The organism is Prescottella agglutinans (assembly GCF_004011865.1).
Classification (GTDB): domain Bacteria; phylum Actinomycetota; class Actinomycetes; order Mycobacteriales; family Mycobacteriaceae; genus Prescottella; species Prescottella agglutinans.
Genome location: NZ_RKLP01000004.1, coordinates 1 through 23,950, shown reverse-complemented (window position 1 = coordinate 23,950; position 23,950 = coordinate 1). Strand labels below are relative to the sequence as shown.

Below are 23,950 nucleotides of genomic sequence, written 5' to 3'. Positions count from 1 at the left end.
CCGGACGGGGCGGCCACCCCGAGCGTCACGCCGGGCAGACGCTCCCGTTCGCCGGCAACGACGCCGAATCCAGGTAGCGGCCGAGGGATTGGCGCGCACAGTCCGAATGCGTCGTGACCGGATGCCCGTAACCCGCCCATGCCACGTTCGACCACGTGGTGTCCGCGCTCGTGAGGGTGCCGGTGACCGTGGCGACGCCGGCATTGCCGACCACGGGATCGGCGGCACCGTTGAACACGAGGACCGGCACCGGGACGGTGCTGGGGAGCGGCGGCGGCGACATCGTCGGCCACGCCGAGCACCGCATGAGCCCGACGGCGGCGTCGGCGCCGAACACCGGGTACCGGTCGGCCCAGGTCCGCTGCAGTTCCTTGGCGCGCCCCGGTCCCGGCCACTGCTGGCCGTCGCTGCAGCGCGCCACGAACTGGCCGTCGGTGCCGACCGCTGCCCGCGTCGCGCCGATCAGGCCCTGCAGAGGTGCGAGGTCGCCGCGTCCGGCCGCGGCCAGCACGTCGGACAGTTCCCGCACGCGGTCCACCTGGTCGCCGCGCGGCGATCCGAGGAACGCCGAGACGGCGCCCAGTAGCGCGCTCGACGACACCGTCCCGAGCTGACCCGCGGCCGCGCGGTCCCGCAACGCCACGATCGCCGCGGACGGATCCGGACCCAGCGAACACTCCAACGCGGCGCAGCGGCGGCTGAAGTCGGCGAGGGCCGCCTCCTGGCCCTGGAGGCGCTGCTCGGCGGCGGTCGACGCGTCGGCGGTGGTCGCGGCGGGCGAGTCCAGCACCAGCCGGCCCACGCCGCTCGGGTACTTCGCGGCGTACGCCAGCGCGACCGCGGCGCCGTTGCCGGTGCCCAGCAGCCCGAGGCTGTTCACCTGCCACAGCTTTCGCAGCTGTTCGAGGTCGTCGGCGGCGTGCGCGGTGTCGAACGCCAACTCCTGAGGCTGCAGTGCGTCGGTGCACGCCACGGTCACGTCGCGGCTCAGCGCGGCCACCTCGTCGACGCCGGACGCGTCACCGGGCGTGAACTGTCCGAGATCGGCGAGGCCGCTGCGGTCGGCCGTCCGGCCACAGTCGATCGGCGTCGACGCGCCGATGCCGCGCCGGTCCACCGCGACGATCGGCTGTCGTTCGAGCAGCCCCGAACTCGGACCGGTCGCCAACGCGGCCAGCGTGTTCGTCGACGCGACGTCGGATCCCGACGTCAGGACCAGGGGAGCAGCTTCCGCGGGGGTCTGCGGCAGCTTGGCCCGGGCGGCGCCGATCTCGATCGGGCCGGCCGCGCCGCTGACGCTGTCGATCGGCGCCAGCAGGCTGGCGCACTCGAACGAGAGCCCCTCCGGGCCCGATCCGAGCCCGAGCGCCCTGAGCGTGGTGTCCTTGCAGTCCACCCAGTCGAGGTCCCGGACCGGCGTCTGCAGCGGCGGGATCCGGTCCGCCGCGTCGGACGTCGGCGCGGAACCGCCACCGTGCTCGACCACCGCGATGTCGGGTCGGTCGGACGGTCCGGCGCCGCACGCCGTGCCGGCGGCGAGAACGGCCCCGGCGATCGCTGCGACACCGATCCTGCTCACACGCGACTGCATGCCGGACAGCCTGCCAGGTCGGTCACTCATCGGGGGTGCGCACCCAGCGAGTGAGGAGGGTCCCGTCGTCGTCGCCGAGCACGTGCGCGCGGGTCATCGGCGTCGGATTCGCGTTGGGGGAGACCGCGATCCGCCCGCTCCGGCCGGCCACCAGCTGCGGGGACGTCGTCAGGCACAGTTCGTCGACGGCGCCGTCCGCGGTCAGGGTGCCGAACAGGCCCGGCCCGCCCTCGCACAGGACCCGGTGCAGCCCCCGGCGCCGCAGAGCCGCCACGACGGCGGTTCCCGTGACGTCGCCGTCGGAGACGATCTCGACGCGGGCGCCCGCGTCACGCAGGCGGGCGAGGTTATCGGCGTCGGCGCGGGTGGAGGTGAGCACCAGCGGCGGGACGGCGGTGTCGGTCAGCAGCCGCGACGTCGGGTCGACACGACCACTCGCGGTGACGACGGCGATCGGCGGGACCTCGGAGAGCCCGGATCCGAGTCGGCGACGGGCCAGGGTCGGGTCGGTGCGGGCGCCGCCGTAGTTCTCGGTGCGCGCCGTGCCGGCTCCCACGAGGATCACGTCGGCGAGTTCGCGCAGCACCGTGAACACCCGCTTGTCCGCGGGTGTGCCGAGGCCGGCGGAGGCGCCGTCGACGGCCACCGCACCGTCGATGCTCGAGACGAAGTTGACACGGACCCACGGGCGGTCCAGCGCGGCCGGATAGCCGTACAGTGAACGCAGGTCGTCGTCGCTCAACTCCGGCGGCCGACCGGCACTGCCCGCGTCGCGTGTGAGGTAGGTCGCAAAATCCAGACGGTGCACGTGTTCGATCACAGCACGTCGATACGCTCAGTGCATGCATGCACGTCTTGTCGATCGCAACCCGGTGGTGCCGGCCGATCAATTGATTGCTCAAATGGTGCCCCCGGCGATGTTCGACGAGGTCAGCTTCGCGTCCTACATTCCCGACCCCAAGGAACCCAGCCAGGCCGCCGCTGTGCGCAAGGCCGAGGAGTTCTCCCAGAAGGTCGCCAAGATCCGTGGCGGTGGCCGCCGCGGCCTGTTCGGCAAGAAGGCGCCCTCCACGGGCGCCGGCCTGTACCTCGACGGCGGATTCGGTGTCGGCAAGACCCACCTGCTCGCCTCGATCTTCCACAGCTCCCCGTCGCCCAAGGCGTTCGGCACGTTCGTCGAGCTGACGCACGTCGTCGGCGCGCTCGGCTTCAACCGCGCGGTCGAGGAGCTGTCGTCGCACAGCGTGCTGTGCATCGACGAGTTCGAGCTCGACGATCCGGGCGACACCATGCTGGTGTCCCGCCTGCTGACCGAGCTGTCGGCGCGTGGGGTGTCGATCGTCGCGACGTCGAACACCCTGCCCGGCCAGCTCGGCGAGGGCCGCTTCGCCGCGCAGGACTTCCTGCGCGAGATCAAGAAGCTCGGCTCGATCTTCGAGACCATCCGCGTCGACGGCCCCGACTACCGTCACCGCGACCTGCCGCCCGCCCCCGAGCCGACCGACGACGCCGACCTGCTCGAGCGCGCCGACGCGATCGAGGGCGCCACGCTCGACGACTTCGACGAGCTGTGCGCGCACCTGAGCACGCTGCACCCCTCCCGCTACGGCAAGCTCGTCGAGGGCGTGCCCGCCGTGTTCATCAAGGGCGTCCACCCGGCCGCGGACCAGTCCGTCGCCCTGCGCCTGGTGGTCCTGGCCGACCGCCTGTACGACGCCAGCATCCCGGTGACCGTGTCGGGCGCGAAGCTCGACGAGATCTTCACCCCCGAGATGGTGGCCGGCGGCTACCGCAAGAAGTACCTGCGCGCCACGTCCCGCCTGCTCGCACTGTCGCGCTTCGAGGTCGCTGCCTGACACACGTCCGTGATGCAGCGCGGCAGGTCAGACGCTGCGCTGCATCACGAAGTCGTGGTGGGTCTGGCCGCCCACCCGGAAGGTCTTCGTGCCGACCTTCTCGAAGCCGTTCTTGACGTAGAACCGCTGCGCACGTTCGTTCAACTGGTTCACGCCGAGCCACACGCCCGCGCAGTTCGCATTGCGGGCGTGATCGACGGCGGCGGCCATCAGTGCCGCCGACACCCCCGAGCCGTGTCGATCCGGCAGCACGTAGAGCTTGCTGATCTCCGTGGTCGGGTGCAGCGAGACCGCGGACCGGACCTCGTCGTCCTCGGGCGCGCCGTCGACCAGCATCACGTAGCCGACGATCTCGCCGCCCAGGGTGGCCTTGAGGACCGTCCGCGTCGGATCCGTGAGGTACTCGCTGAACCGTTCCGCGGAGAGCACCTCGTCGATGAAGGCCGCGATGTCCTCCTTGGTCGCGTGCGGCGGGCACGCGAGCGGGAAGGTCACCGCCGCGACGTCGGCGAGCGCCTCGGCGTCCCACAGTCCGGCGCGGTCCACGGAAATGGTCACAGCTTCACCTCGCGTAGGTCGTGTCCGTCCCGGTAAGTACACCACTGTCCGGGACGGACGCGATCAGGAGGCGGTGGGCGCCGACGCGGTCGGGGTGCTGTCGGACGACACGCGACGCGGCGCGAAAGCGGGCGCGAGCAGGAACAATCCCACCGCGAACACCAGGGGTGCGATGAACCCGATCCGCAGATCGGTGGCCCACGCGATGCCGCCGATCACCGCACCGCCGATCACGGTTCCGGCGTAGTTGAAGAGGTTGATCCGCGCGATGACGGCGTCGGTCTGGTCCGGCGGCGCCAGTCGCCCGGCCGCGCTGAAACACATCGGCGCGACGACCGGCGCGCCGAGGCCCACCACGAAGAACCCGGCGATGGCGACGGCCGGTGTCTGCGCCAGCACGACCACCAGCAGTCCGACGACGCTGATCGCCGCGCCCGCGCGGACCACGGTGATCTCGCCGAACCGGCGCACCCAGTAGTCCCCGGTGAGACGGGAGATCAGAGCGGTGATCTGGTAGGCGGCCATCGCGAGGGCGGCGGTGCTCGCGTCGGACAGCAACACCTCCTTGAGATACATCGCCGACCAGTTGCCGATCCCGAAATCGATCGCATAGAACAGCACCATCGCGGCACCGAGCGCCAGGAACGGCCACAGCGGGACCGCGAGCGGGGTGGCCGAGGTCTCGGCCGCCTGCTGGTGGCCGGTGCGCAGCAGGCGCGGCCCGATCGCCGTGCAGCCCACCGCGACGACCACCGCCGCGATCAGCACGCATGTCTCGACGGACAGGTTCAGACCCGAACACGCGGACACGAACAACGCGCCGATGATCGCGCCGACACTCCAGGCCGCGTGGAACGACGACAGGATCACCCGCCCGTACGCGTGCTGGATCGACACCGCCTGCATGTTGGCGGCCGCATCGACCATGCCGAGCCCGATTCCGTAGAAGGCGAAGGCGGCGAGGAAGGCGCCCGTCGACGACGCGAGGGCGATCACGAGCGCGGCTACGGCGATGACGAAAAGGCCGGTGCGCAGGGTCGTTCGGCTCGAGGTGGCCTTCGCGAGTTGCTCCGCGAGCACGCTGCCCACGCCGGCCACGACGGACACCCCGACGACGGCGCCGACCACCAGGCTGTCGCTGAAACCGAGGTCGTCCTTGAACTGCGGAAGCTGAGTGAGCAGAGCTGCGAGCATGAATCCCTGGAGCCCGAAGGCGACCGCGGCCGAGACTCGTGCCCCGCTAAGGGTTTTCGTGTTTCGAATCACTGGACGAGTGTCCAACATTCTGCTCCGTTTCGTGGCGTTCTCTGCTTCACTGCTCATCATGGCGGTACAGCGATCGATTCCAGAGTTTCCTGACGATTTCCTTTTCGGTGTCGCGGCAGCGGCGTACCAGGTGGAGGGGGCGGTGACCGAGGACGGCAGGGGCCGTTCCATCTGGGACGAATTCTGTTCCGTTCCCGGGAAGGTCGTCGGTGGGGAGACCGGCGACGTCGCGATCGACCACTACCACCGCTATCGCGAGGACGTCGCGCTGATGCGCGACCTCGGCATCGACTCCTACCGGCTCTCGGTGGCGTGGCCCCGGATCCAGCCCGACGGCAAGGGCGCCGTCAACGCCGCCGGCCTCGACTTCTACGACCGGCTGATCGACGAACTGTGTTCCGCCGGCATCTCGCCGGCGGTCACCCTGTTCCACTGGGACCTGCCGCAGACGCTCCAGGACGAGGGCGGCTGGCTGAACAGGGAGACGTCGTATCGCCTGGCGGAGTACGCCGCGATCGTGGGGGAGCGGCTCGGCGACAGGGTCGGCATGTGGATGCCGCTCAACGAACCCGTCGTCCACACGCTCTACGGCCATGCCCTGGGTGTTCACGCGCCCGGGTTGTCCCTCGGATTCGGTGCGCTGCAGGCGGCGCACCACCAGTTGCTCGGACACGGGCTGTCCGTGCAGGCGCTCCGGTCCGCCGGCTGCGGCAACATCGGCATCGCGTCGAATCACGCGCCGGTGCACGCCGCCACTGAGGCCGACGCGGACGTGGAGGCCGCGGACATCTACGACCACATCGTGAACTGGACGTTCGCGGACCCCGTCCTGCTCGGCAAGTACCCGGCCGACGAGCTCGCGGCGCTGCTGACCGGCCCGGTCGACGACGACCTGCGGGTGATCACGCAGCCTCTGGACTGGTTCGGGATCAACTACTACGAGCCCACCATCATCGCCGCGCCCCGGGAGGGGGAGGGGACGGCCGGTGTCCTCGAGGTCGACCTGCCGCCGGGGATGCCGTTCGCGCCGGTCCCGCTGGAGGGGTATCCGATGACGGACTTCGGCTGGCCGATCGTCCCCGACGGGCTGCGCGAGATCCTCACTATCTTCCGTGACCGGTTCGGCGCGGCATTGCCGCCGGTCTACATCACCGAGAGCGGGTGCTCGTTCCACGACCCGGACCCGGACACCTCGGGGCGCGTTCGTGACGAGAGTCGCATCGCGTACCACGCCGACCACCTTGCCGCGGTTCGAGCGGCGATGGATGCCGGCGTCGACGTCCGGGGCTACTTCGTGTGGTCGATCCTCGACAACTTCGAGTGGGCGGCCGGATACCGGGAGCGTTTCGGCCTCGTCCATGTGGACTACGACACCCTCGCGCGAACGCCGAAGGACTCGTACCTCTGGTTCCAGGAATTGCTTGCCGCCCGAAAGCGGAACTGAGGACGCGGGACCCGCGGAAATTAAGGAGCCCCAGCCGTGGATGGGGGGTCATGGCTGGGGCTCGACACCATCGGGGGGATGGCAGGAACGACGATACCTGAGGATTCCCTCATGTTCGAATCGAGCGGACGGGACGAACCGGCCGTGAAATACGAGAAGAGGCACCTCCGTGTGGAGGTGCCTCTTCTCGGTGGTGCGCGATACTGGGATTGAACCAGTGACCTCTTCCGTGTCAGGGAAGCGCTCTCCCGCTGAGCTAATCGCGCGGGCCTTCAGATCGGAAACCCCGAGTGTCCTCGGGGTTTCCTGACCGGCCACAGGGGCCGATCGTGGAGCGGATGACGGGATTCGAACCCGCGACCCTCACCTTGGCAAGGTGATGCGCTACCAGCTGCGCTACATCCGCATGTGTAACACTCAAGTTCTTCAGCAGCATACTGCCTCGAAACTTGGTGCGCGATACTGGGATTGAACCAGTGACCTCTTCCGTGTCAGGGAAGCGCTCTCCCGCTGAGCTAATCGCGCGAGGTGGAGACGGGAATCGAACCCGTGTGCACGGCTTTGCAGGCCGTTGCCTCACCACTCGGCCACTCCACCATAAAAGGTCGAGTCCAACCTCTCGAGCGGATGACGGGATTCGAACCCGCGACCCTCACCTTGGCAAGGTGATGCGCTACCAGCTGCGCTACATCCGCATTTGCTCCGGCGGGGCGTTTCCGCTTCCCCGGTGCGGTGAGAACATTAGCGGACCATTTGAGAAAGGCACAAATCGCCAGGTCAGAGCCGAAAACCAAGATCTCCGACGGGTGTATCCAGGCTGATTTCGGGGCAACTGCTTGCGATAACCGACCTGTCGGGCCGAAACCTGTCGTTTCGGCGGCGTCGGCCTCGCCTCTCGATGAACACGAGCGGAAGGATTCGATGCGCTCCCAGGTGCCCACAGGCGTCGGTGCTCGCGAACGTCGTGGATCCGAGACGCCGGCGACGGTGGTGGAGACGTCCGCGACCGCCTCTTACGGGATCGCCCGTACTCACGCTCGGCAGTGTGGTTCGGCCGCGGGCCCCCCGACGCTCGATTCGTGAGCGCTCGGTTCGGGACGCTTCTTGCGCGTGGACGAGTGGGGACGCGTTGTGGGGGAGCGTCCGCCGTACTGCCGTGCGCGCCCTCGGGGATCGGGTCCGAGTCCCTGCGAAACGAATGACAACCAGGGGATTCGTGTTCGGCGCAAGTGCGTGTTAGTGTTTCGTCTCGTTCGACCGCGAGTGGTTAGCGCGGTTCGGTCCCGTGGCTCAGTGGAAGAGCGTCCCGTTCACACCGGGGAGGTCGCTGGTTCGATCCCAGCCGGGACCACAGAAGAAAATGCAGGTCAGGGTAGGTTTCCTGGACTTGTTGCACGGGTTCGTGCAAATAGCGTGCAAAGTCGCCCCTCGTTGAGGGGCGATTTCTGCGTTTCGGACGGAGGTGGGGGCAGCGTGGGTCTTGGGTCGTGGATCGTCGAGGTGTTGGGGACAACGAACGGTGTGGCGGTCGTGTCGCTCGTCGTCGCGCTCGCAGCCCTTGTCGTCGCGCTGATCGCCTTGTTCCGAGATATCTGGGAGCACCGCCAGAGCCGATCCGCAAGCATCCTGGGGCTGATGTTCCAAGCCGGTCGGTCCAGCACCGTCACGATCGAGAACCAAGACCGACCCCGGCGCAAGTTCACGCCGTCAGTAGCCGCAACCGGCCCCGGCATGCGCTACGACGTTCGGACCTACCTCTGGGTAGACGACCTTGTCGAACTCAAGTGGAAGGACCAGAGGCAGAATCTTGACCGGTTCGACAACACGAGCGGACGACTGAGCTGCGAGATCGAGATTTACGACGACGAGGCCGAGCAGGTCTGGTTCGGGCTCGGTTACAACGAGACTTCGGTCGCCGGCACCACGAACAAAGATCACGTGCGGAGTGAGTTCGTCCGATCAAACCTCGGCCGGAACGAAGTTCAGGTTTGGCGCTGGTACCGCTTCGCGCAGCTTCGCAAGGGGTGGCAGCGTCAGACCAGGTTCGCCTTCTGGGGCGGTGGCGTCCCGAAGCCACTCGGCCGGTGGAAGCGCGTCGAGACCGACGACATGGATCGACGCCACTTCCCTACCTGGGACGGCACCGAGGACTGGTACGCGAACTGACGACGACGGCCGAGCGGGATGCTCGGCCGTCGCCGTGTGGTCGGTGGTCAGGGCGTGAACGGCGGGCTGTGATCGGTACAGCGCCGGCGACATCGCGCAACGCGAACGGGCGGCACGCGGATAACCGCGGTGCCGCCCGTTGTGGTTGAGGTTACTGGCTCGGGTACTTCCACGACGTCCGGACAGCTCCGGGGTCGGCTTCGGCGCTGAACGTACGCGCAGGGAAGTCCTCGCAGCGCACCTTGCCCTCGGGCGAGGACTCCTCGGCGGTGTTCGTGACCCGCATCGTTTGCACCTGGAGCGGCGACGCCTTGATCGAGCGTGCCAGTTCGGTGGCGACGTCCTTGAGCGCGTTACCGGTCAGGCCGGGCTTACACACGCGCACGATGATGTCCTGCGTGCCGGGGTGCTCGATGTTCTTCTGGTTGACGCCCGAGACGATAACGACGCCCTCGGGCAGAGCAGCCCCGGCGACCGCGCTCTGTAGCGCCTCATCGGTGATCGGCGTGGCTGTGCAGGTCGCGGCGGCTGCGGTGGTCGTGGTCGGGTCGGACGCCGCCTCGGTCGTGCTGCTGGAGCATCCCGCGAGCAGTGCAAGGGCGACTGCGGCGGTCGCGATTACTGAGGATTTGGACTTGATGGACATTTCGGCATGAAACCACACGGTATGTCTTGAAGAATGCGAAAGGGTCGGGTTGTATCCCCGACCCTTTCGGTCTCCCGTCCTTGCTGCTATTGCGCGCCGGCCTGCTCTCGGGACAGCGCGAGTTCGTTCACCAGCTCGGCGAAACGCGAGGCGTCTTCGACCTGCTTCGGCTTGAGTGGGTACGTCAGGACAGCACCGTTCGGGAACAGCACGGCGAGAACGGCCGTGCCAGGCTCTGGCTCGTCGATCCGGGCGTGTACGCCGGCAAGCTCATACTGCGTGCCGTCATGCCAGATCCCGTTCTCTCGGACACCGAACGACGCGAAGTTGTGGGTCTTCGACAGCTCGCGCTCGCGGTCATTGGCTTCGACGAGTTCGCCGAGCCGGTCGTTCGCCGCCTGCATCCGTTCACGCACCGAGAGCGCGTGCGCGGAATCCGTGCCCGGTGCACCGAACCCTTCGACCGGGGACGCGCTCGAAGCGGCCTCGCGGACCGCCTCGACGAACTCATCAGCTCCCTTTCCCTTGAGCAGGAACGTGTTCACGTCCTCGATCTCGATCGGGTCATAGCCCGCGCGGCCTCGAAGGAGTAGGCGGATGTAGCCGCGCTTGAGCAGGGTCTTGGGCACGTAGTCGACATCCTCGATCGCGCCGAGCGGTATTACCCGCGGCGAACTTGCCTTCTTGTGTTTGGGCGCGGTGACACCTGCGTGCACCAGCGTCACGGTGCCCTCCTCGACATCGAGTGTCGCCGTGCAACCGAAACCCTCGTATGCGCTCAAATCTGATCCCTCCCTGGTGGACGCGGGACACCGCGGCAGTAAGGGCCGCGGTATCCCGCTCGTGTCGATCCGCCAGGGAAGTTACCTTCCGTCAGGGCTTGAACGGCGGGCAATGGTATTCGAGCCACTTCTCGATCCGGCCGATGGTGCCGCTACCACCGGGCACGACGTGGGTCGGCTGCGCGCCGCGCAGGATGGTCTCGACCTGCTGCCACGCGGCGTCGTCGAACGGTCCCGGCAGGAACCGGTTGCCCTTGTTGTCGGTCGTCAGCCGCCACAGCTGCGGGCCGATTGCGTCGTAGCTCGGCACCTTCTCCAGGATCAGGCCGTGCTGCTGCGCGCACAGCTTCACCCGTGCGATCCGGTCGTCGAGCTGCTGCCGCTGCGCGGCCTCCTCCCGGCGACGCTGCTCGGCCTCGGCGGCGGCCTGCTCGGCCTCGGTGTCGCGGCGTTCGATGCCCGCGTGGAACGCCTGCCGGCGTCGCTCGGCCTGGTCGATCGCGCGGCGTGCCCGGCGGGCGGTGACCTCCAGGTCGTGCAGCAAGTCGAGCAGCGATCCGAGGGCGGTCGCAGCCGCGGCGCCGTCTCGCTCGTCGTGGACGGACAGGTGGCCGAGGTCGGACAGGATCGCCCGCGTGCTCTCGTCGGCGTCGCCGAGGATCGCGGCCAGTCGATCGACGACCGAGAACGTGTCGAGGTCGGGCAGGCTCAGCTGCCGGACGTCGTGCGGGCGCAGCTGCGGTTCGGTCGTGATCACTGCCCGGTCCTCTCGGTCTCGGTGCCGATGTTGCACCAGTCGTCGGCGTCGATGTCGTGGGAGCGGTCCCACTCGGCCGGCGGCTGCACCCCGATCTCACGCATGAGACCGACCAAGGTGGCGGCGTACTCCTCATCGGACATCGCGCTTGCCTCGGCGACGATCACCTTCTCGGGCACGTCGAGGCCGAGCAGCTTCGACCGCCGCGCCGAGACGCGCAGGACGAAGTCGGCGGCCTTGACGTCGCCGCTGATCGCGGCGGGCCAGTGCGCGGCCTGGAGTGCGTCCAGACGGGCGGATTCGAGTTCGCGGTAGTCGGACACCTTTTCGGTCTCGACGCGGCCGAGCAGGCTCTGGATCGCACGGTGCGGACCGCTCCGGTCGTTGTATCCCTCGGCGTCGGCGATCTCCTGCAACGTCTTGCCCTGCAATCGCAGCTCGAGGCATCGCTGCTGTCGCAGTCTGTCGTCGGGCTGTGCCGTGGCGGCGGGTCCAGGTCGGGGCATGGTGACCTCCTCGGGTCGGTGATTGTTGAGTGCTCGTGTGTTGAGTTACGGGTGGACGATCTGGATCAGGTCGTGCCGGCCGCAGCAGACGCCGCCGCAGCCCGTACGCCCGACACGGTCGAACGCGGCCTGTGCGGCCGTCAGGGCGGCGTGCAGGGTGACCGTCAGCGCACCGCGGCGACACCGCGCCACGACGGCGTAGCCGCCTTCTCCGGCGATCCACGCGGCGCTCGGCCATGCGCACACCGCCCACGAGCGGTAGGTCGGGTGCAGTCGGTGGCATCCGTGCATCCGGTACCGCTTCGCAAGCGGGCCGGGAGCAGTGAACGGGTCGGCGGTCGTGGGACTGGTCATCGTGGGGCCTCTCGGTTCGTCGTCGTCGATCTCGGTCGGTTGGGCGCGGCTCGGTCTCCCGTAAGGCCGTCGGGAGACGGGCTGAGCGGGTCCTATTTCGGGCGCAGCCGGGCACGCAGCCACGGCCGGTTCAGCAGTCGCAGCTCGGTCCCGGATCGGCCGATGTGTGTCACGGCCCCGTCGTGTGTCAATGCGTCAACCCCCATAGGGGGTTTGACACACTGACACGCTCGTTCGCACGAGTGGAGGTAAAAAGTTGACACGCTCTGACACGCTGCGTCGAAAACATGCTGTGAACTGCGGTGGGACTGTGTCAGGGAAGAATCGACACGCTCTGACACGCGCTGACACACTCGGTTCGACCGAAACAGCAGAAACGCTGCGACCTGCATATATAGCGTGTCAACTATGTTTTGACACACTCGCTGCTCGGCGGGCACCTGTGAACCCCTCTCAGAGCGGTGCCGAGAAGGGGTCTCGGTCCACGGATTCGTCGGTCACGTGCCAGGCGTGCTTGGACCCGGCACCGCGGTTCTCGGCGAGCCGCTGCGCCTCCAGACGGGGCACGGCCGCGCGCACCCTGGCATCGGACATGCCCGCCGGCTTGCGGGCGATCAGGCCGCGCACGGTCAGACCGCTGTGGCGGCGAATCAGGTCCAGCACCGCCACGTCGTCGTCGGTGTCCCGAGACGTGCGGCGGGCGGCGGACTTCTCGGCCTTCATCGCGGCCCGACTCTCGAGCGTCAGGCGGTGATCGTCGCCGAGCACGAGCACTCCCTGCTCGACGTCCACGCCGCGTCCGTAGGCGGTGAAGGTGCGTTCGGCGTCCGAGCCGAGCGGGCCGTCGAGGCGGATACGGCACAGCACGTCGGCGAAGCCTTCGATCGAGCTGTGGCCGCGTGCGCCGCGCTCGTCGTCCTTACCGAGGTGGTGCACCACGATCGTCCCGAGCGCCCGGCACTCGGTCGCCAGTGCACGCAGCCCGAGCAGCAGCGCGGCCACCGTGTCGTCGTTCTCGTTGATCCCGAGCGCGGCGAGGACCGAGTACAGGCAGTCGAACACGATGACCGACCCCGGTGCGATCTGCTGCGCCCACCGCTCCCGCACCGCGGGCACCCGGACGTCGAAGCTGCGTTCGACGCCCCTGATCGAGCGCAGGTTGAGCCGGTCGAGCCCGATCGTGCCCGCCCTCTCGTACTCCTCCTTGAGGTTGTCGAGCGGCATCTCGGAGTCGAACAGCGCGACCTCGGTGCCCGGCGGCACGTTGACCGGGAACCGGCCGAACACCTTGTCGCCGTCGAGCAGCGACCGGACGATCTCGCGGACGGCGGTCGTCTTGCCCGCCTTGAACTGCGCGAACAACCCGAGGGTGGACTCGCGGCGCATCAGCTCGTCGATCAGCCACGGGTCGTCCGGCGGGACGAACTCGGCCAGGTTGATCCGTTCGGGCAGCTCGATCTCGGCCGCGGCCTGCTCGGCCTCGATCAGCTTGGCGCCGCGCTGCTCGGCGTTCTGCTCGGCGCGGCGTTCGGTGCCGTAGCGGCGGACCGCCTCGGCCAGGTCCGCCGGCGTCGCGGGCGGTAGCGCGGCGACCTGCTCCGGCGTCACCCCGAACCGCTGCACCAACTCGATCGCGGTGTACCCGAGCGTCGGCGCCTTGCGGTCGCGGCCCGGTCCCGGTAGCCGAGCCATGTTGTTCTCGTGGCTCATCTGCTCGACGGCCCGCTGCACCCACTCGGCCGCGGCCGGCTCGTCCCGTGCGTACTGCTCGAGGATCGCGGCAGTGAACCGCGCGGCCGGGTCGATCGGCGTGGCGTGCTGGCGCAGCTGCTTCTCAGCAGTCTTGCGGTCGTCACGCTCGCGGGCATGCTCACGTCGTCGAGCTGCGTGCTCGGCGACCAGGCTGGTCGCGACGTCGTGCGGGTCGTCCTCGCCGTGGTTGGCGGCGTCCTCGGCGACCTCCTGCCGCGTCGGGACGTCGATCAGATGTTCGATGATCCCGGCCGGGAGCACCGCGCAGTCGCGCAGCGTCTCCGGCGGGTCGAGGTCGTACCGGCGGCAGAATCCGCGGACCGCCTTGGCGGTCTCGGTATCGAGCACCTGGCGCAGCTCGGCGTCGGGGTCCAGATCGGCCAGGTGCGCGACGTGCTCGCCGTGGAGCCACGCGGCGGGGGCGTCGTCCCGGGACGTATCGGCGCGGCTCGGAGCGCTGCCGGCGGACAGCTCGTCGTCCGGGAGGCCGAACGGGTCGGTGGTCACGCGGTCACCGCCTCGGCGGGGGCTGCCGCAGCCGCAGCGACGGCGCTAGGCTCGGCGTCGCGGGACTTGTCGTCGTCCCATCCTCGGTGGTCGCTCCCGGTGTCCTTGGTCGGGCCGGGAGCGGCCCGGTTCTCAGTCGTCATTTCGGGTATCGCCCGCTCTCGTCGTCGAAACGTCGTGTGCGGGCTCGATCCCGATACGCGCGGCCTCAGTGCCGCGTCGTCTTTGCCGTCGGTGGCTGTGTCAGTCGGCGGTGCCCGCGGCGATCGGGTGCAGCAGGGCCTCCAGATCGGAGACCTTGATCCGCACCGCAGCGCCGCGGCCGGTGCCGACGCGGAAAGCGGGCAGTTCGCCATCCCGGACGCGCTTGTGGATCGTGACGCGGCTGACCCCGATCATCCGGGCCGCCTCGGCCATCGAGACATAGGTCGGGGCCGTGGTCAGCGCCGAGTCCTTCGCGGCCATCTGTACCTCCTGCGGTGCTCGTTGTTCGTCGTGTTCGGCCTGTTCTGCCCGCGACTGTAGAGAACGGGGGTGCAGCTGTCCAGAAGTGCTAACACGTTGAAACACAACGACTTTGCCCGATCGTCGGGGGTTGTGGCGGGAACGGCGACGGCCGCCAGGTTGGTGTCCGGCGGCCGTCGAGTTCGGGTCTGGTGCTACTGCACCGCGCGCAGGTGTCGCGGCTCGGACTGTCCGGCGGCTAGTGCCGACAGGCGGTCGGCGACCAACTCGGCGCGGCCCGAGGCGGTGTGCTGGTAGCGCATCGCGGCCGAGGACGTGACGTGCCCGAGGCGGTCCATCACCTCCTTGGTCGTGGCGCCGGCGTGCGCGGCCATGACGCCGCCGAAGTGGCGCAGGTCGTGCAGGTGCAGGTCGTCGCGGCCGATCTCGGCCGTCGCGGCGTCGAACCGCTTGCGGTAGGTCCACTCCCGCATGTGACCGCCGGCCGGGTCAGGGAACAGCAGGGCATCGCGGCCCGGTCCGACGTGCTCGGCCAGGTGGCGCTCGATCTCGGCGTGCAGGTGCGGCGGAATCGTCACCTTGCGGATCGACTCCTTGGTCTTTGGCGGGCCGACGATGAACTGCCGGTCCCGGTAGGTCACGCCGCGCGTGATGCTCAGCACCGAGCGGTCGGCGCTCAGGTCCTTACGGCGCAGCTCGAACGTCTCGCCGCGGCGCAGCCCGCACCACGCGGCGAGCAGGATGCTCAGGCGCAGCTCGTCGGGCATCGCGTCGGCGAGCGCGGCCAGCTCGGCGGGGGACAGGACGTCGATCTCGCGGCGGTGCTTCACCTGTCCGGCACCCTTGATCCGCGCGGGGGAGCGGTCGATCAGCTCGTCGTCCACGGCACTGTTGAACACGGCCGTCAGCACGCCGTAGGCGCGTGCGTTGCGGGTCGCGTACTGCGTCCCGAGGCCGTGGTGCCATTCGCGGACGTCGGCGGCGGTGATCTGACTCAGGACGCGGTCGCCGAGTACGGGCAGGATCAGCGTGTCGAGCAGGTAGCGGTAGCTCTCGCGGGTGCGCGGCCGGATCGGTCGGTGCTCTAGCCACGGCTCGGCGTACTCGGCGAACGTCCGCAGCCGCTCGGCCCGCTGCTGCGCGGCCTCCCGCGGCGGGGTCCACGTCCCGAGGTCGATCTGTTTACGCTGCTCGGCCAGCCAGCCCTCGGCGTAGTCCTTGGCGTCGAACGTCGTCGGCGCCCGATGCACCACCAGGTCGGGGCCGGTGTACTTCGCCTGCCAGCGGCCCGAGGGGAGCTGGCGGAGCTGTCCGAACGATCGTCGTGTGCGCTGCGGCGTGCGTGCCATGTCTCGGGTCCTGTCGTCGAGCCGCGTCGTGCAACTTGCGTGCAACTTACGTGCAACACAGTACCCAACACATCGAACACATCGAACCGATTGAATGCTCGATAATCCCCGTTCACCGGGGATTTCGGCCACTCGCCGAGCAGGTTGGAGGCTCGAACTCGGATTGCTCACGACTGGTTCGATCCCAGCCGGGACCACGCACGAGAAGGCCCCGTCCGAGAAATCGGACGGGGCCTTCTCTGTTCTCCGAGCTCCACACCGGCCGCCTCGGCGATCTGTTTCGCCTGATCCTGCGGCTGCTGCACGGCGTGGGCCCGCGCCCTGCGCGCGCAGTTGGTTCCCCGGCCCTTCAACGCGTCGATCAGTGCCGTGGTCTTCTGGGCGTTCGACTCGAGTGCGGACTTCGCGCCCGGCGCCTGCGTCTGAACCCCCAGGGGCGAGAGTGTCCGGCGTCCCTGTCGCGGTACCGCGTGCCCTGGTGCCCGAGTCGTCCGAACGACGTCGTCCCGAGTGGCATCGGGGCAGGTCGCGAGTCCGGTTGCAGGCCGGCGAACGCCGGTACGCTGGGAATCGTCGGCGGCGGACCGACACGAACGTCGACACGACAGCAGGTGCAGATTGTGGGTGACCGGAGGGTGAGTGGTCGTGCGGTCGGCGCCGACGGGTCGGCGGTGGCGCACCAGGACGGCTTCCACCCGATCGAGGAAGTCGAGAACCGATGGCTCCGCTGGCGACGGAGGATTGCCGGAAACACCTCGTTGAACCTCGTCTACCGAATCGGTGTCGGGATCATCGGTGCCGTCGTCCTCGCCGTCGGGATCGTGACCATTCCCTATCCGGGCCCCGGCTGGTTGATCGTGTTCGCCGGTCTGGGAATCCTGGCGTCCGAGTTCGCGTGGGCACATCGACTGCTCCACTTCGCGCGCGCGAGATACGACCGGTTCATGGTGTGGTTCTCCCGGCAGTCCGGCGTCGTCAAGGGAGCCGGAGTGTTGTTGACCTCCGTGGTCGTCGTGCTGACGCTCTGGGTGCTCGGCACCTTCGGTCTGATCGGGACGTGGGTGGGACTCGAGCAGCCGTGGCTGGAGAGCCCCCTGTAGCTGCGGGCCGACGCGACGGCGGGACGGCTCCACTGATGGCGACGCGGTGCCGATAACATGGGATCGCCCCTCATCCGGGGGCACACCCTCATACCTAGGAGCGCATCGCCGTGACCACGCCCGCATCCGTTACCCCAGCCGCACGCGTCCAAGTGCCCGCCGGGACTACTGCGGGCACGGCCGTGCGCGAGGCGGGGCTGCCGGGCAAGGGTCCCGACGCCGTCGTCGTCGTCCGTGACGCGGAAGGCCAGCTGAGGGACCTGTCCTGGACCCCGGACGTCGACGTCGAGGTCGAGGCCGTCGGCGCCGACACCGAGGACGGCCGCAGCGTGATCCGGCACTCGGCCGCGCACGTCCTGGCGCAGGCCGTCCAGCAGGAGTTTCCCGAGGCGAAGCTCGGCATCGGTCCGCCGATCAAGGACGGCTTCTACTACGACTTCCAGGTGGAACGCCCGTTCACCCCGGAGGATCTGGCGAAGCTCGAGAAGCGGATGAAGAAGATCGTCAAGGACGCGCAGCGCTTCTCGCGTCGTGTCGTCGAGGACCTCGACGACGCTCGAACCGAACTGGCGAACGAGCCGTTCAAGTTGGAGCTGATCGACGACAAGTCCGGCATCGACGACCCCGAGGTGATGGAGGTCGGCGGCGGTGAGCTGACGATCTACGACAACCTCAACCCGCGCACCGGCGAGGTGATCTGGAAGGACCTGTGCCGGGGTCCGCACATTCCGACCACCAAGTACATCCCGGCGTTCAAGATCACGCGCAGCTCGGCCGCCTACTGGCGCGGCGACCAGAGCCGCGAGGACCTGCAGCGCATCTACGGCACCGCCTGGGAGTCGACCGAGGCGCTCGACAAGCACCTCGAGCTGCTGGCTGAGGCCGAGCGTCGCGACCACCGCAAGCTCGGCGCCGAACTGGACCTGTTCTCGTTCCCCGACGAGCTCGGCTCGGGCCTGCCGGTGTTCCACCCGAAGGGCGGCATCATCCGCCAGGAGATGGAGAACTACTCGCGCAAGCGGCACGTCGAGGAGGGCTACGAGTTCGTCTACTCGCCGCACATCACCAAGGGCCATCTGTACGAGGTCTCCGGTCACCTCGACTGGTACAAGGACGGCATGTTCCCGGCGATGCACATCGACGAGGAGCTGAACGAGGACGGCACCGTCCGCAAGCCGGGCCAGGACTACTACCTCAAGCCGATGAACTGCCCGATGCACAACCTGGTCTTCGGGTCGCGCGGTCGTTCCTACCGTGAGCTGCCGCTGCGGCTGTTCGAGTTCGGCTCGGTCTACCGCTACGAGAAGTCCGGCGTCGTGCACGGTCTGACCCGTGTCCGCGGCATGACGCAGGACGACGCGCACATCTACTGCACCAAGGAGCAGATGCGCGACGAGCTGACCACCACGCTGCAGTTCGTGCTGGGCCTGCTCAAGGACTACGGCCTCGACGACTTCTACCTCGAGCTGTCGACGAAGAACCCCGACAAGTTCGTGGGCGACGACGCGCTCTGGGAGGAGGCGACCAACACGCTAGCCGAGGTCGGTGCGGCGTCCGGGCTGAACCTGGTGCCGGATCCGGGCGGAGCCGCGTTCTACGGACCCAAGATCTCGGTGCAGGTGCAGGACGCGCTCGGCCGCAGCTGGCAGATGTCGACGATCCAGCTCGACTTCAACCTGCCCGAGCGTTTCGACCTCGAGTACACCGGCAGCGACGGCACCAAGCAGCGTCCGGTGATGATCCACCGCGCGCTGTTCGGCTCGATCGAGCGGTTCTTCGGTGTCCTCACCGAGCACTACGCGGGCGCGTTCCCGGCGTGGCTGGCGCCCGTCCAGGTCGTGGGCATCCCGGTCGCCGAGGCGTTCGAGGATCACCTGTTCGACGTCGTCAAGCAGCTCAAGGCGATCGGCGTGCGGGCCGACGTGGACGTCAGCGACGACCGCATGCAGAAGAAGATCCGGAACCACACCACGCAGAAGGTGCCGTTCATGCTCCTCGCGGGCGAGCGGGACGTCGAGGCGGGCGCGGTGAGCTTCCGGTTCCGTGACGGCACCCAGATCAACGGCGTGCCCGTGAAGGACGCAGTGGAGGCGATCGGGTCGTGGATCGCGCGGCGCGACAACGCCTCGCCCACGGCCGAACTACTCGGCGGTGCCCAGTGACCGATCAGGTGAACGGCAGCAACGACAACGGCGCCCTCGTGGACACCGGGCCGGGTGATCCGGACCGGCTGCAGCGGCTGTGGTCCCCGCACCGGATGTCGTACATCGCGGAGGCGCCCAAGACGTCGAGCTCGAGCGAGGGTCCGTTCAGCGAGATCCCGAAGATGAGCGACGAGGAGGGGCTGATCGTCGCACGCGGCGAGTCGGTGTACGCGGTGCTCAACCTGTACCCGTACAACCCGGGTCATCTGATGGTGGTGCCGTACCGCCGCGTCGCGGCGCTCGAGGACCTGACGCCGGAGGAGAGTTCCGAGCTGATGGCGTTCACCCAGCAGGCGATCCGCGTCATCAAGCGGGTCTCCCGCCCGGACGGGTTCAACGTCGGGCTCAACCTCGGGGCGGCGGCCGGCGGGTCGCTGGCCGAGCACCTGCATCAGCACATCGTTCCGCGCTGGGGCGGTGACGCGAACTTCATCACCATCCTCGGCGGAGCGAAGGTGATGCCGCAGCTGCTCCGGGAGACGCGGGCCCTGCTTGCGGGGGCCTGGAACGAGTGATTCGCCGACGTCGGCGGGGGCACACCATGGCAGGATCGGTATCCGGGTCCGAGAGGACCCGGCACCACGACCGGATGCGGGAGGGGGGAGCAGGATGCTGAGTTTCTTCGGACGCGCCTCGGTGTCCAAGGTGACGGCCCCGATGGGCCGCGCCTTGGTCAAGACGGGGCTGACTCCGGACGCGGTCACGATCATCGGCACCGTCGCGAGCATCGCGGGTGCGTTGACGCTCTTCCCGTCCGGGCATCTGTTCTGGGGAACCATGCTGATCTGGTTCTTCGTCATGTTCGACATGCTCGACGGCGCGATGGCGCGGGCCCGTGGGGGCGGCACACGGTACGGCGCGGTGCTCGACGCCACGTGCGATCGGCTCGCCGACGGCGCGATCTTCGCGGGGCTCGCATGGTGGGCCGTCTACCACGAGAACAGCAAGAGCCTGCTGGTCGCGACGCTGATCTGTCTCGTTACCTCGCAGGTGATCTCGTACGCCAAGGCTCGTGCGGAGGCCAGCGGCCTGTCCGCGGACGGCGGCCTCATCGAGCGTCCGGATCGATTGATCATCGTGCTCGTGGGCGCCGGGCTCACCGGTATCGCAGGGCATTTCGACATCGGGTGGCTGCACTGGGCGGTGTACGTCGCCATGTGGATCCTCGCGGTCGCGAGCATCATCACGGTGTTCCAGCGGGTGCTCGCCGTCCGCAACTCGGCCGGCGCGCGTGACCTCCTGCCGATCGCGCCGCGCGCCACGGAGAACCACGGTGCGGGGGAGACGTCGTGAACATCTCGGAGCGGGTGACCGACCTCGGGTACGCCACCGGATGGCGCGTCGTGCGGGCGCTGCCGGACCGGGTGGCGACCGCGATCTTCGATGCGGGCGCGGACTTCGCGGCGCGGCGTGGTGGCGGCCCACAGCAGTTGCGCCGCAACCTCGCTCGCGTGCTCGGGGTGCCGCCCGAACAGGTGCCCGACGACCTCGTGCGGGACTCGCTGCGTTCCTACGCCCGGTACTGGCGCGAGGCCTTCCGCCTGCCGTCGATGGACCTGGCGGAGACCCAGGCGAAGGTCGACCGCACGGTGACCGGAACCGAACACCTCGACAAGGCGATGGGCGAGGGTAAGGGCGCGATCCTGGCGTTGCCGCACAGCGGCAACTGGGACATGGCGGGGGTGTGGTGCACGCGGACGTGGGGCGGACTGTCCACCGTCGCCGAACGACTGAAGCCCGAGTCGCTGTACCGCCGGTTCGTCGCCTACCGGGAGAGCCTCGGATTCGAGATCTTCCCCCTCAGCGGCGGCGAGGTGCCGCCGTTCGGGGAACTGGCGAAGCGCCTGCGCGCGAACAAGGTCGTGTGCCTGCTCGGCGAGCGTGACCTGGCGGCCAAGGGCGTGCCGGTCACGTTCTTCGGCGAACCCACCCGGATGCCCGCCGGCCCAGCGAAACTCGCGATCGAGACCGGCGCCGCCCTTCTGCCCGTCCACTGCTGGTTCACCGACGGCGGGTGGGGATTCTCGATCGACGCGCCGATCGACGTCGCGGTCGGCGTCGACGGCGCCACCCAGGCACTGGCCGATCGCTTCGCGGCCAACATCGCCGCCCACCCCGCGGACTGGCACATGCTCCAGCCGCTGTGGCTCGACGACCTGTCCGAGGCCCGTCGCGCGCGCATGGAGTCGCGATGAAGATCGGCATGGTCTGCCCGTACTCCTTCGACGTGCCGGGCGGCGTGCAGGCGCACGTCGTCGAGCTGGCACAGGTCTTCATCGAGCGGGGGCACAAGGTCAGCGTTCTCGCGCCGGCGTCGGACGGTACCGAGCTGCCGGACTTCGTGGTGTCGGCCGGTCGGGCCGTCGCCATTCCCTACAACGGTTCGGTGGCGCGGCTGACGTTCGGCCCGGTCTCGTACGCCCGGACCCGGCGCTGGATCGCCGAGAACGACTTCGACGTCCTGCACATCCACGAGCCCAACGCGCCGAGCCTGTCGATGCTGGCCATGAAGATCGCCGAGGGGCCGATCGTCGCAACGTTCCACACGTCCACGACGAAATCGTTGGTACTGAGCACCTTCCAGGGTGTGTTGCAGCCGTATCTGGAGAAGATCAGCGGGCGGATCGCGGTGTCCGAGTTGGCGCGGCGCTGGCAGGTCGAGTCGCTCGGCTCGGACGCGGTGGAGATCCCCAACGGCGTCGACGTTTCCGCGTTCGCGACGGCCGAGCCGCTGCCCGGCTATCCGCGCCCCGGCAAGACGGTGTTGTTCCTCGGGCGCTACGACGAGCCTCGGAAGGGCATGGCGGTGCTGCTGGGCGCCCTGCCGGCGCTGGTGGAGAAGTACCCGGACCTCGAGATCCTGGTGGTGGGTCGCGGAGACGAGGAGAAGCTACTCAAGGAGGCCGGGCGCCACGCCCGCCACCTGCGGCTTCTCGGTCAGGTGAGCGACGAGGAGAAGGCGTCCGCACTGCGCAGCGTCGATGTGTACTGCGCGCCCAACCTGGGTGGTGAGAGTTTCGGCATCGTGCTCGTCGAGGCGATGGCGGCAGGTGCGCCCGTCGTGGCCAGCGAGCTGGACGCCTTCCGGCGGGTCCTGCGCGACGGCACCGCGGGACTGCTCGTGCCGATCGGTGACTCGGCGGGCCTCGCGAAGGCGATCGACGCGGTGCTCGGTGACGAGGACCGGCGCCGGGCGCTGACCGACGTCGCGAGTGCCGTGGTGGCCGAGTACGACTGGCCGGTCGTCGCCGAGCAGATCTTGCGGGTCTACGAAACCGTTACGGTCGGTTCCACCGGTGTGCGTGAGGTGCGTTCGTGACCTTCTCCGCAATGACGATCCTGATCGTCGCGTTGGTCGCGGCTGTGATCGCGGCGATCGGGGCCTGGGCGTACGGCACCGCGAACCGGCTCGACCGGTTGCACGTGCGCTCCGACCTGTCGTGGCAGGCACTCGACGCCGCGCTCGCGCGCCGCGCCGTCGTGGTCCGGGCGATCGCGGCGGCGATGGCGTCCACGTCGGTGGAGAGCAAGCGGCTGTCGGTCCTCGCGGGCCAGGCCGAGCGGGCCGACCGCGCGCATCGGGAGACGGCGGAGAACGCGCTGTCGGGTGCGTTGACGACACTCGACACCCACACGCTTCCACCGCAGTTGGTGGCCGAACTGGCCGACGCCGAGGCCCGGGTGCTGATCGCTCGGCGCTTCCACAACGATGCCGTGCGCGACACGCTGGCGCTGCGAACCCGTCGCCCGGTCCGGTGGCTGCACCTCGGCGGGACCGCACCGCTGCCGACGTACTTCGAGATCGCGGAGCGGACCGAGCCGTCCGGGCTGCAACTCGACGAGGTACGGACGTCCGCGCGGGTCGTGATTCTCGACGAGCGCGGCCGCGTCCTGCTGATGCGGGGACACGACCCGGCGACGCCCGAGACGACGTTCTGGTTCACGATCGGTGGCGCCGTCGAGACGGGGGAGACGCTCCGGGCCGCGGCGGTGCGTGAGGTACGGGAGGAGACCGGAAGAACGGTTTCTCCCGAGGCGTTGCGCGGCCCGTTGTGGCGCAGGGTCGCGATCTTCCCGTTCGCCGGTGAGCTCATCCGGTCCGAGGAGTTGTTCTTCGCGGTCCGTACCGACGAGTTCGTCCCGCACGGCGGCGGTTTCACCGAATTCGAACAGCGCGTCATCACCGAGCACCGCTGGTGCGCCGCGTCGGACATCCGCGCGATCCAGCAGTCGGGCGAGGCGGTCTACCCGCAGGATCTGCCCGATCTCCTCGAGGAGGCGAACCTGGCGGTGGTGCGGGTGGACGAACCCGAGGTCCGGGCGATCCGTTGATATGACGGTTGCCACAGCAGGCCAGCTATCGGGCACTGGATATCGGGCCTGCTGCGGCGTCGTCCTAGAATTGCCAATGCGCTGCGGTGCCGTCAGGCTCGCGTGCGCCAGATAATCATCCGAAGCCGGCGAGAACCCAGGAGTTTGCTGTGAGCACCCCCGACACCACCCCCACTACCGGCACTGCACGCGTGAAGCGGGGCATGGCCGAGATGCTCAAGGGCGGCGTCATCATGGACGTGGTCACCGCCGAGCAGGCGAAGATCGCCGAGGACGCCGGCGCCGTCGCGGTCATGGCCCTCGAGCGGGTCCCGG

At 68.8% G+C, this 23,950-nt stretch carries 23 protein-coding genes, 6 tRNA genes and 1 pseudogene; 12 read left to right on the top strand and 18 right to left on the bottom strand.

The window, feature by feature from the left end; translation table 11 throughout:
- Nucleotides 1-25 precede the first annotated feature (25 nt).
- Entirely contained in the window at nucleotides 26-1,621 is a 1,596-nt protein-coding gene (locus EGT67_RS09030; protein WP_127915744.1) for an alpha/beta fold hydrolase, read from the bottom strand.
- Complete coding sequence (locus EGT67_RS09025; RefSeq protein ID WP_127915743.1) at nucleotides 1,614-2,411, bottom strand: pyrimidine reductase family protein; 798 nt, start codon at nucleotides 2,409-2,411, stop codon at nucleotides 1,614-1,616. Before EGT67_RS09025 ends, EGT67_RS09030 begins: the two co-directional genes overlap by 8 nt.
- A 22-nt stretch (nucleotides 2,412-2,433) precedes the next feature.
- Between EGT67_RS09025 and zapE the strand changes: the two genes are divergently transcribed.
- Nucleotides 2,434-3,447, top strand: a complete 1,014-nt coding sequence (zapE, locus tag EGT67_RS09020; protein WP_127915742.1) for a cell division protein ZapE — start codon at nucleotides 2,434-2,436, stop codon at nucleotides 3,445-3,447.
- A gap of 27 nt (nucleotides 3,448-3,474) precedes the next feature.
- On the opposite strand, the gene EGT67_RS09015 is transcribed toward zapE, so the two are convergent.
- Complete coding sequence (locus tag EGT67_RS09015) at nucleotides 3,475-4,005, bottom strand: GNAT family N-acetyltransferase (RefSeq protein ID WP_127915741.1); 531 nt, start codon at nucleotides 4,003-4,005, stop codon at nucleotides 3,475-3,477.
- Between the two features lie 63 nt (nucleotides 4,006-4,068).
- Nucleotides 4,069-5,289 carry an MFS transporter gene (locus EGT67_RS09010; RefSeq protein ID WP_127915740.1) on the bottom strand — a complete coding sequence of 407 codons (1,221 nt, stop codon included), beginning with the start codon at nucleotides 5,287-5,289 and terminating at the stop codon, nucleotides 4,069-4,071.
- A 40-nt stretch (nucleotides 5,290-5,329) separates the two neighbouring features.
- Here EGT67_RS09010 and EGT67_RS09005 point away from each other — a divergent pair, with 40 nt between their 5' ends.
- On the top strand, nucleotides 5,330-6,715 hold the full coding sequence (locus tag EGT67_RS09005; protein WP_127915739.1) for a GH1 family beta-glucosidase: 1,386 nt from the start codon (nucleotides 5,330-5,332) through the stop codon (nucleotides 6,713-6,715).
- A gap of 191 nt (nucleotides 6,716-6,906) precedes the next feature.
- On the opposite strand, the gene EGT67_RS09000 is transcribed toward EGT67_RS09005, so the two are convergent.
- The 5 genes from EGT67_RS09000 to EGT67_RS08980 all read right to left on the bottom strand — a co-directional run bounded on the left by EGT67_RS09000 (nucleotide 6,907) and on the right by EGT67_RS08980 (nucleotide 7,410).
- Nucleotides 6,907-6,981, bottom strand: a tRNA-Val gene (locus tag EGT67_RS09000).
- A 64-nt stretch (nucleotides 6,982-7,045) separates the two neighbouring features.
- Nucleotides 7,046-7,121: transfer RNA gene (locus tag EGT67_RS08995), tRNA-Gly, on the bottom strand.
- A gap of 44 nt (nucleotides 7,122-7,165) precedes the next feature.
- A tRNA-Val gene (locus EGT67_RS08990) sits at nucleotides 7,166-7,240 on the bottom strand.
- Nucleotide 7,241: 1 nt separating this feature from the next.
- Nucleotides 7,242-7,312 (bottom strand) — tRNA-Cys (locus tag EGT67_RS08985).
- Nucleotides 7,313-7,337: 25 nt separating this feature from the next.
- Nucleotides 7,338-7,410: transfer RNA gene (locus EGT67_RS08980), tRNA-Gly, on the bottom strand.
- Between the two features lie 584 nt (nucleotides 7,411-7,994).
- On the opposite strand from EGT67_RS08980, the gene EGT67_RS08975 reads away from it, so the two are divergent.
- Together EGT67_RS08975 and EGT67_RS08970 are read left to right on the top strand one after the other, a co-directional pair.
- Nucleotides 7,995-8,066: transfer RNA gene (locus EGT67_RS08975), tRNA-Val, on the top strand.
- Between the two features lie 179 nt (nucleotides 8,067-8,245).
- Nucleotides 8,246-8,881 carry a hypothetical protein gene (locus EGT67_RS08970; RefSeq protein ID WP_164877510.1) on the top strand — a complete coding sequence of 212 codons (636 nt, stop codon included), beginning with the start codon at nucleotides 8,246-8,248 and terminating at the stop codon, nucleotides 8,879-8,881.
- A gap of 151 nt (nucleotides 8,882-9,032) precedes the next feature.
- Here the strand turns inward: EGT67_RS08970 and EGT67_RS08965 are convergent, their stop codons facing one another.
- The 9 genes from EGT67_RS08965 to EGT67_RS08930 form a co-directional block, all read right to left on the bottom strand.
- On the bottom strand, nucleotides 9,033-9,527 hold the full coding sequence (locus tag EGT67_RS08965; RefSeq protein WP_127915737.1) for a hypothetical protein: 495 nt from the start codon (nucleotides 9,525-9,527) through the stop codon (nucleotides 9,033-9,035).
- Nucleotides 9,528-9,613: 86 nt separating this feature from the next.
- Nucleotides 9,614-10,252 (bottom strand): DUF4429 domain-containing protein, encoded by a 639-nt coding sequence (locus EGT67_RS08960; protein ID WP_127915736.1) that lies wholly within the window; start codon nucleotides 10,250-10,252, stop codon nucleotides 9,614-9,616.
- A gap of 148 nt (nucleotides 10,253-10,400) precedes the next feature.
- Nucleotides 10,401-11,066, bottom strand: a complete 666-nt coding sequence (locus tag EGT67_RS08955) for a hypothetical protein (protein WP_127915735.1) — start codon at nucleotides 11,064-11,066, stop codon at nucleotides 10,401-10,403.
- Nucleotides 11,063-11,572, bottom strand: a complete 510-nt coding sequence (locus EGT67_RS08950) for a hypothetical protein (protein WP_127915734.1) — start codon at nucleotides 11,570-11,572, stop codon at nucleotides 11,063-11,065. Before EGT67_RS08950 ends, EGT67_RS08955 begins: the two co-directional genes overlap by 4 nt.
- 45 nt (nucleotides 11,573-11,617) lie before the next feature.
- Nucleotides 11,618-11,926, bottom strand: a complete 309-nt coding sequence (locus EGT67_RS08945; RefSeq protein WP_127915733.1) for a hypothetical protein — start codon at nucleotides 11,924-11,926, stop codon at nucleotides 11,618-11,620.
- 453 nt (nucleotides 11,927-12,379) lie between these two features.
- A complete protein-coding gene (locus EGT67_RS08940; RefSeq protein ID WP_127915732.1) occupies nucleotides 12,380-14,185 on the bottom strand; it encodes an AAA family ATPase in 1,806 nt (601 codons plus the stop codon).
- The gene (locus EGT67_RS25040; RefSeq protein WP_164877509.1) at nucleotides 14,182-14,328 is read right to left on the bottom strand and encodes a hypothetical protein; all 147 of its coding nucleotides are present in this window, start codon (nucleotides 14,326-14,328) and stop codon (nucleotides 14,182-14,184) included. Before EGT67_RS25040 ends, EGT67_RS08940 begins: the two co-directional genes overlap by 4 nt.
- Before the next feature lie 100 nt (nucleotides 14,329-14,428).
- The gene (locus EGT67_RS08935) at nucleotides 14,429-14,650 is read right to left on the bottom strand and encodes a helix-turn-helix domain-containing protein (protein ID WP_127915731.1); all 222 of its coding nucleotides are present in this window, start codon (nucleotides 14,648-14,650) and stop codon (nucleotides 14,429-14,431) included.
- Between the two features lie 194 nt (nucleotides 14,651-14,844).
- Nucleotides 14,845-15,999 (bottom strand): tyrosine-type recombinase/integrase, encoded by a 1,155-nt coding sequence (locus EGT67_RS08930; protein ID WP_127915730.1) that lies wholly within the window; start codon nucleotides 15,997-15,999, stop codon nucleotides 14,845-14,847.
- Between the two features lie 635 nt (nucleotides 16,000-16,634).
- On the opposite strand from EGT67_RS08930, the gene EGT67_RS08925 reads away from it, so the two are divergent.
- The 8 genes and pseudogenes from EGT67_RS08925 to EGT67_RS08890 all read left to right on the top strand — a co-directional run.
- On the top strand, nucleotides 16,635-17,099 hold the full coding sequence (locus EGT67_RS08925) for a TIGR02611 family protein (RefSeq protein WP_421958109.1): 465 nt from the start codon (nucleotides 16,635-16,637) through the stop codon (nucleotides 17,097-17,099).
- 110 nt (nucleotides 17,100-17,209) lie between these two features.
- Nucleotides 17,210-19,261 carry a threonine--tRNA ligase gene (gene thrS / locus EGT67_RS08920; RefSeq protein ID WP_127915729.1) on the top strand — a complete coding sequence of 684 codons (2,052 nt, stop codon included), beginning with the start codon at nucleotides 17,210-17,212 and terminating at the stop codon, nucleotides 19,259-19,261.
- Nucleotides 19,258-19,818: an ATP adenylyltransferase gene (locus EGT67_RS08915; protein ID WP_127915728.1), complete on the top strand. Its 561-nt coding sequence runs from the start codon at nucleotides 19,258-19,260 to the stop codon at nucleotides 19,816-19,818. The genes thrS and EGT67_RS08915 overlap by 4 nt, the downstream gene beginning before the upstream one ends.
- A gap of 94 nt (nucleotides 19,819-19,912) precedes the next feature.
- Entirely contained in the window at nucleotides 19,913-20,596 is a 684-nt protein-coding gene (gene pgsA, locus EGT67_RS08910; RefSeq protein ID WP_127915727.1) for a phosphatidylinositol phosphate synthase, read from the top strand.
- The gene (locus tag EGT67_RS08905) at nucleotides 20,593-21,498 is read left to right on the top strand and encodes a phosphatidylinositol mannoside acyltransferase (protein WP_127915726.1); all 906 of its coding nucleotides are present in this window, start codon (nucleotides 20,593-20,595) and stop codon (nucleotides 21,496-21,498) included. The genes pgsA and EGT67_RS08905 overlap by 4 nt, the downstream gene beginning before the upstream one ends.
- Nucleotides 21,495-22,622 (top strand): glycosyltransferase family 4 protein, encoded by a 1,128-nt coding sequence (locus EGT67_RS08900; RefSeq protein ID WP_127915725.1) that lies wholly within the window; start codon nucleotides 21,495-21,497, stop codon nucleotides 22,620-22,622. Before EGT67_RS08905 ends, EGT67_RS08900 begins: the two co-directional genes overlap by 4 nt.
- Nucleotides 22,619-23,635, top strand: a complete 1,017-nt coding sequence (locus EGT67_RS08895; protein ID WP_127915724.1) for an NUDIX hydrolase — start codon at nucleotides 22,619-22,621, stop codon at nucleotides 23,633-23,635. The genes EGT67_RS08900 and EGT67_RS08895 overlap by 4 nt, the downstream gene beginning before the upstream one ends.
- A gap of 149 nt (nucleotides 23,636-23,784) precedes the next feature.
- Nucleotides 23,785-23,950 (top strand): annotated as a pseudogene (locus EGT67_RS08890) (pyridoxal 5'-phosphate synthase lyase subunit PdxS); the annotation flags it as partial.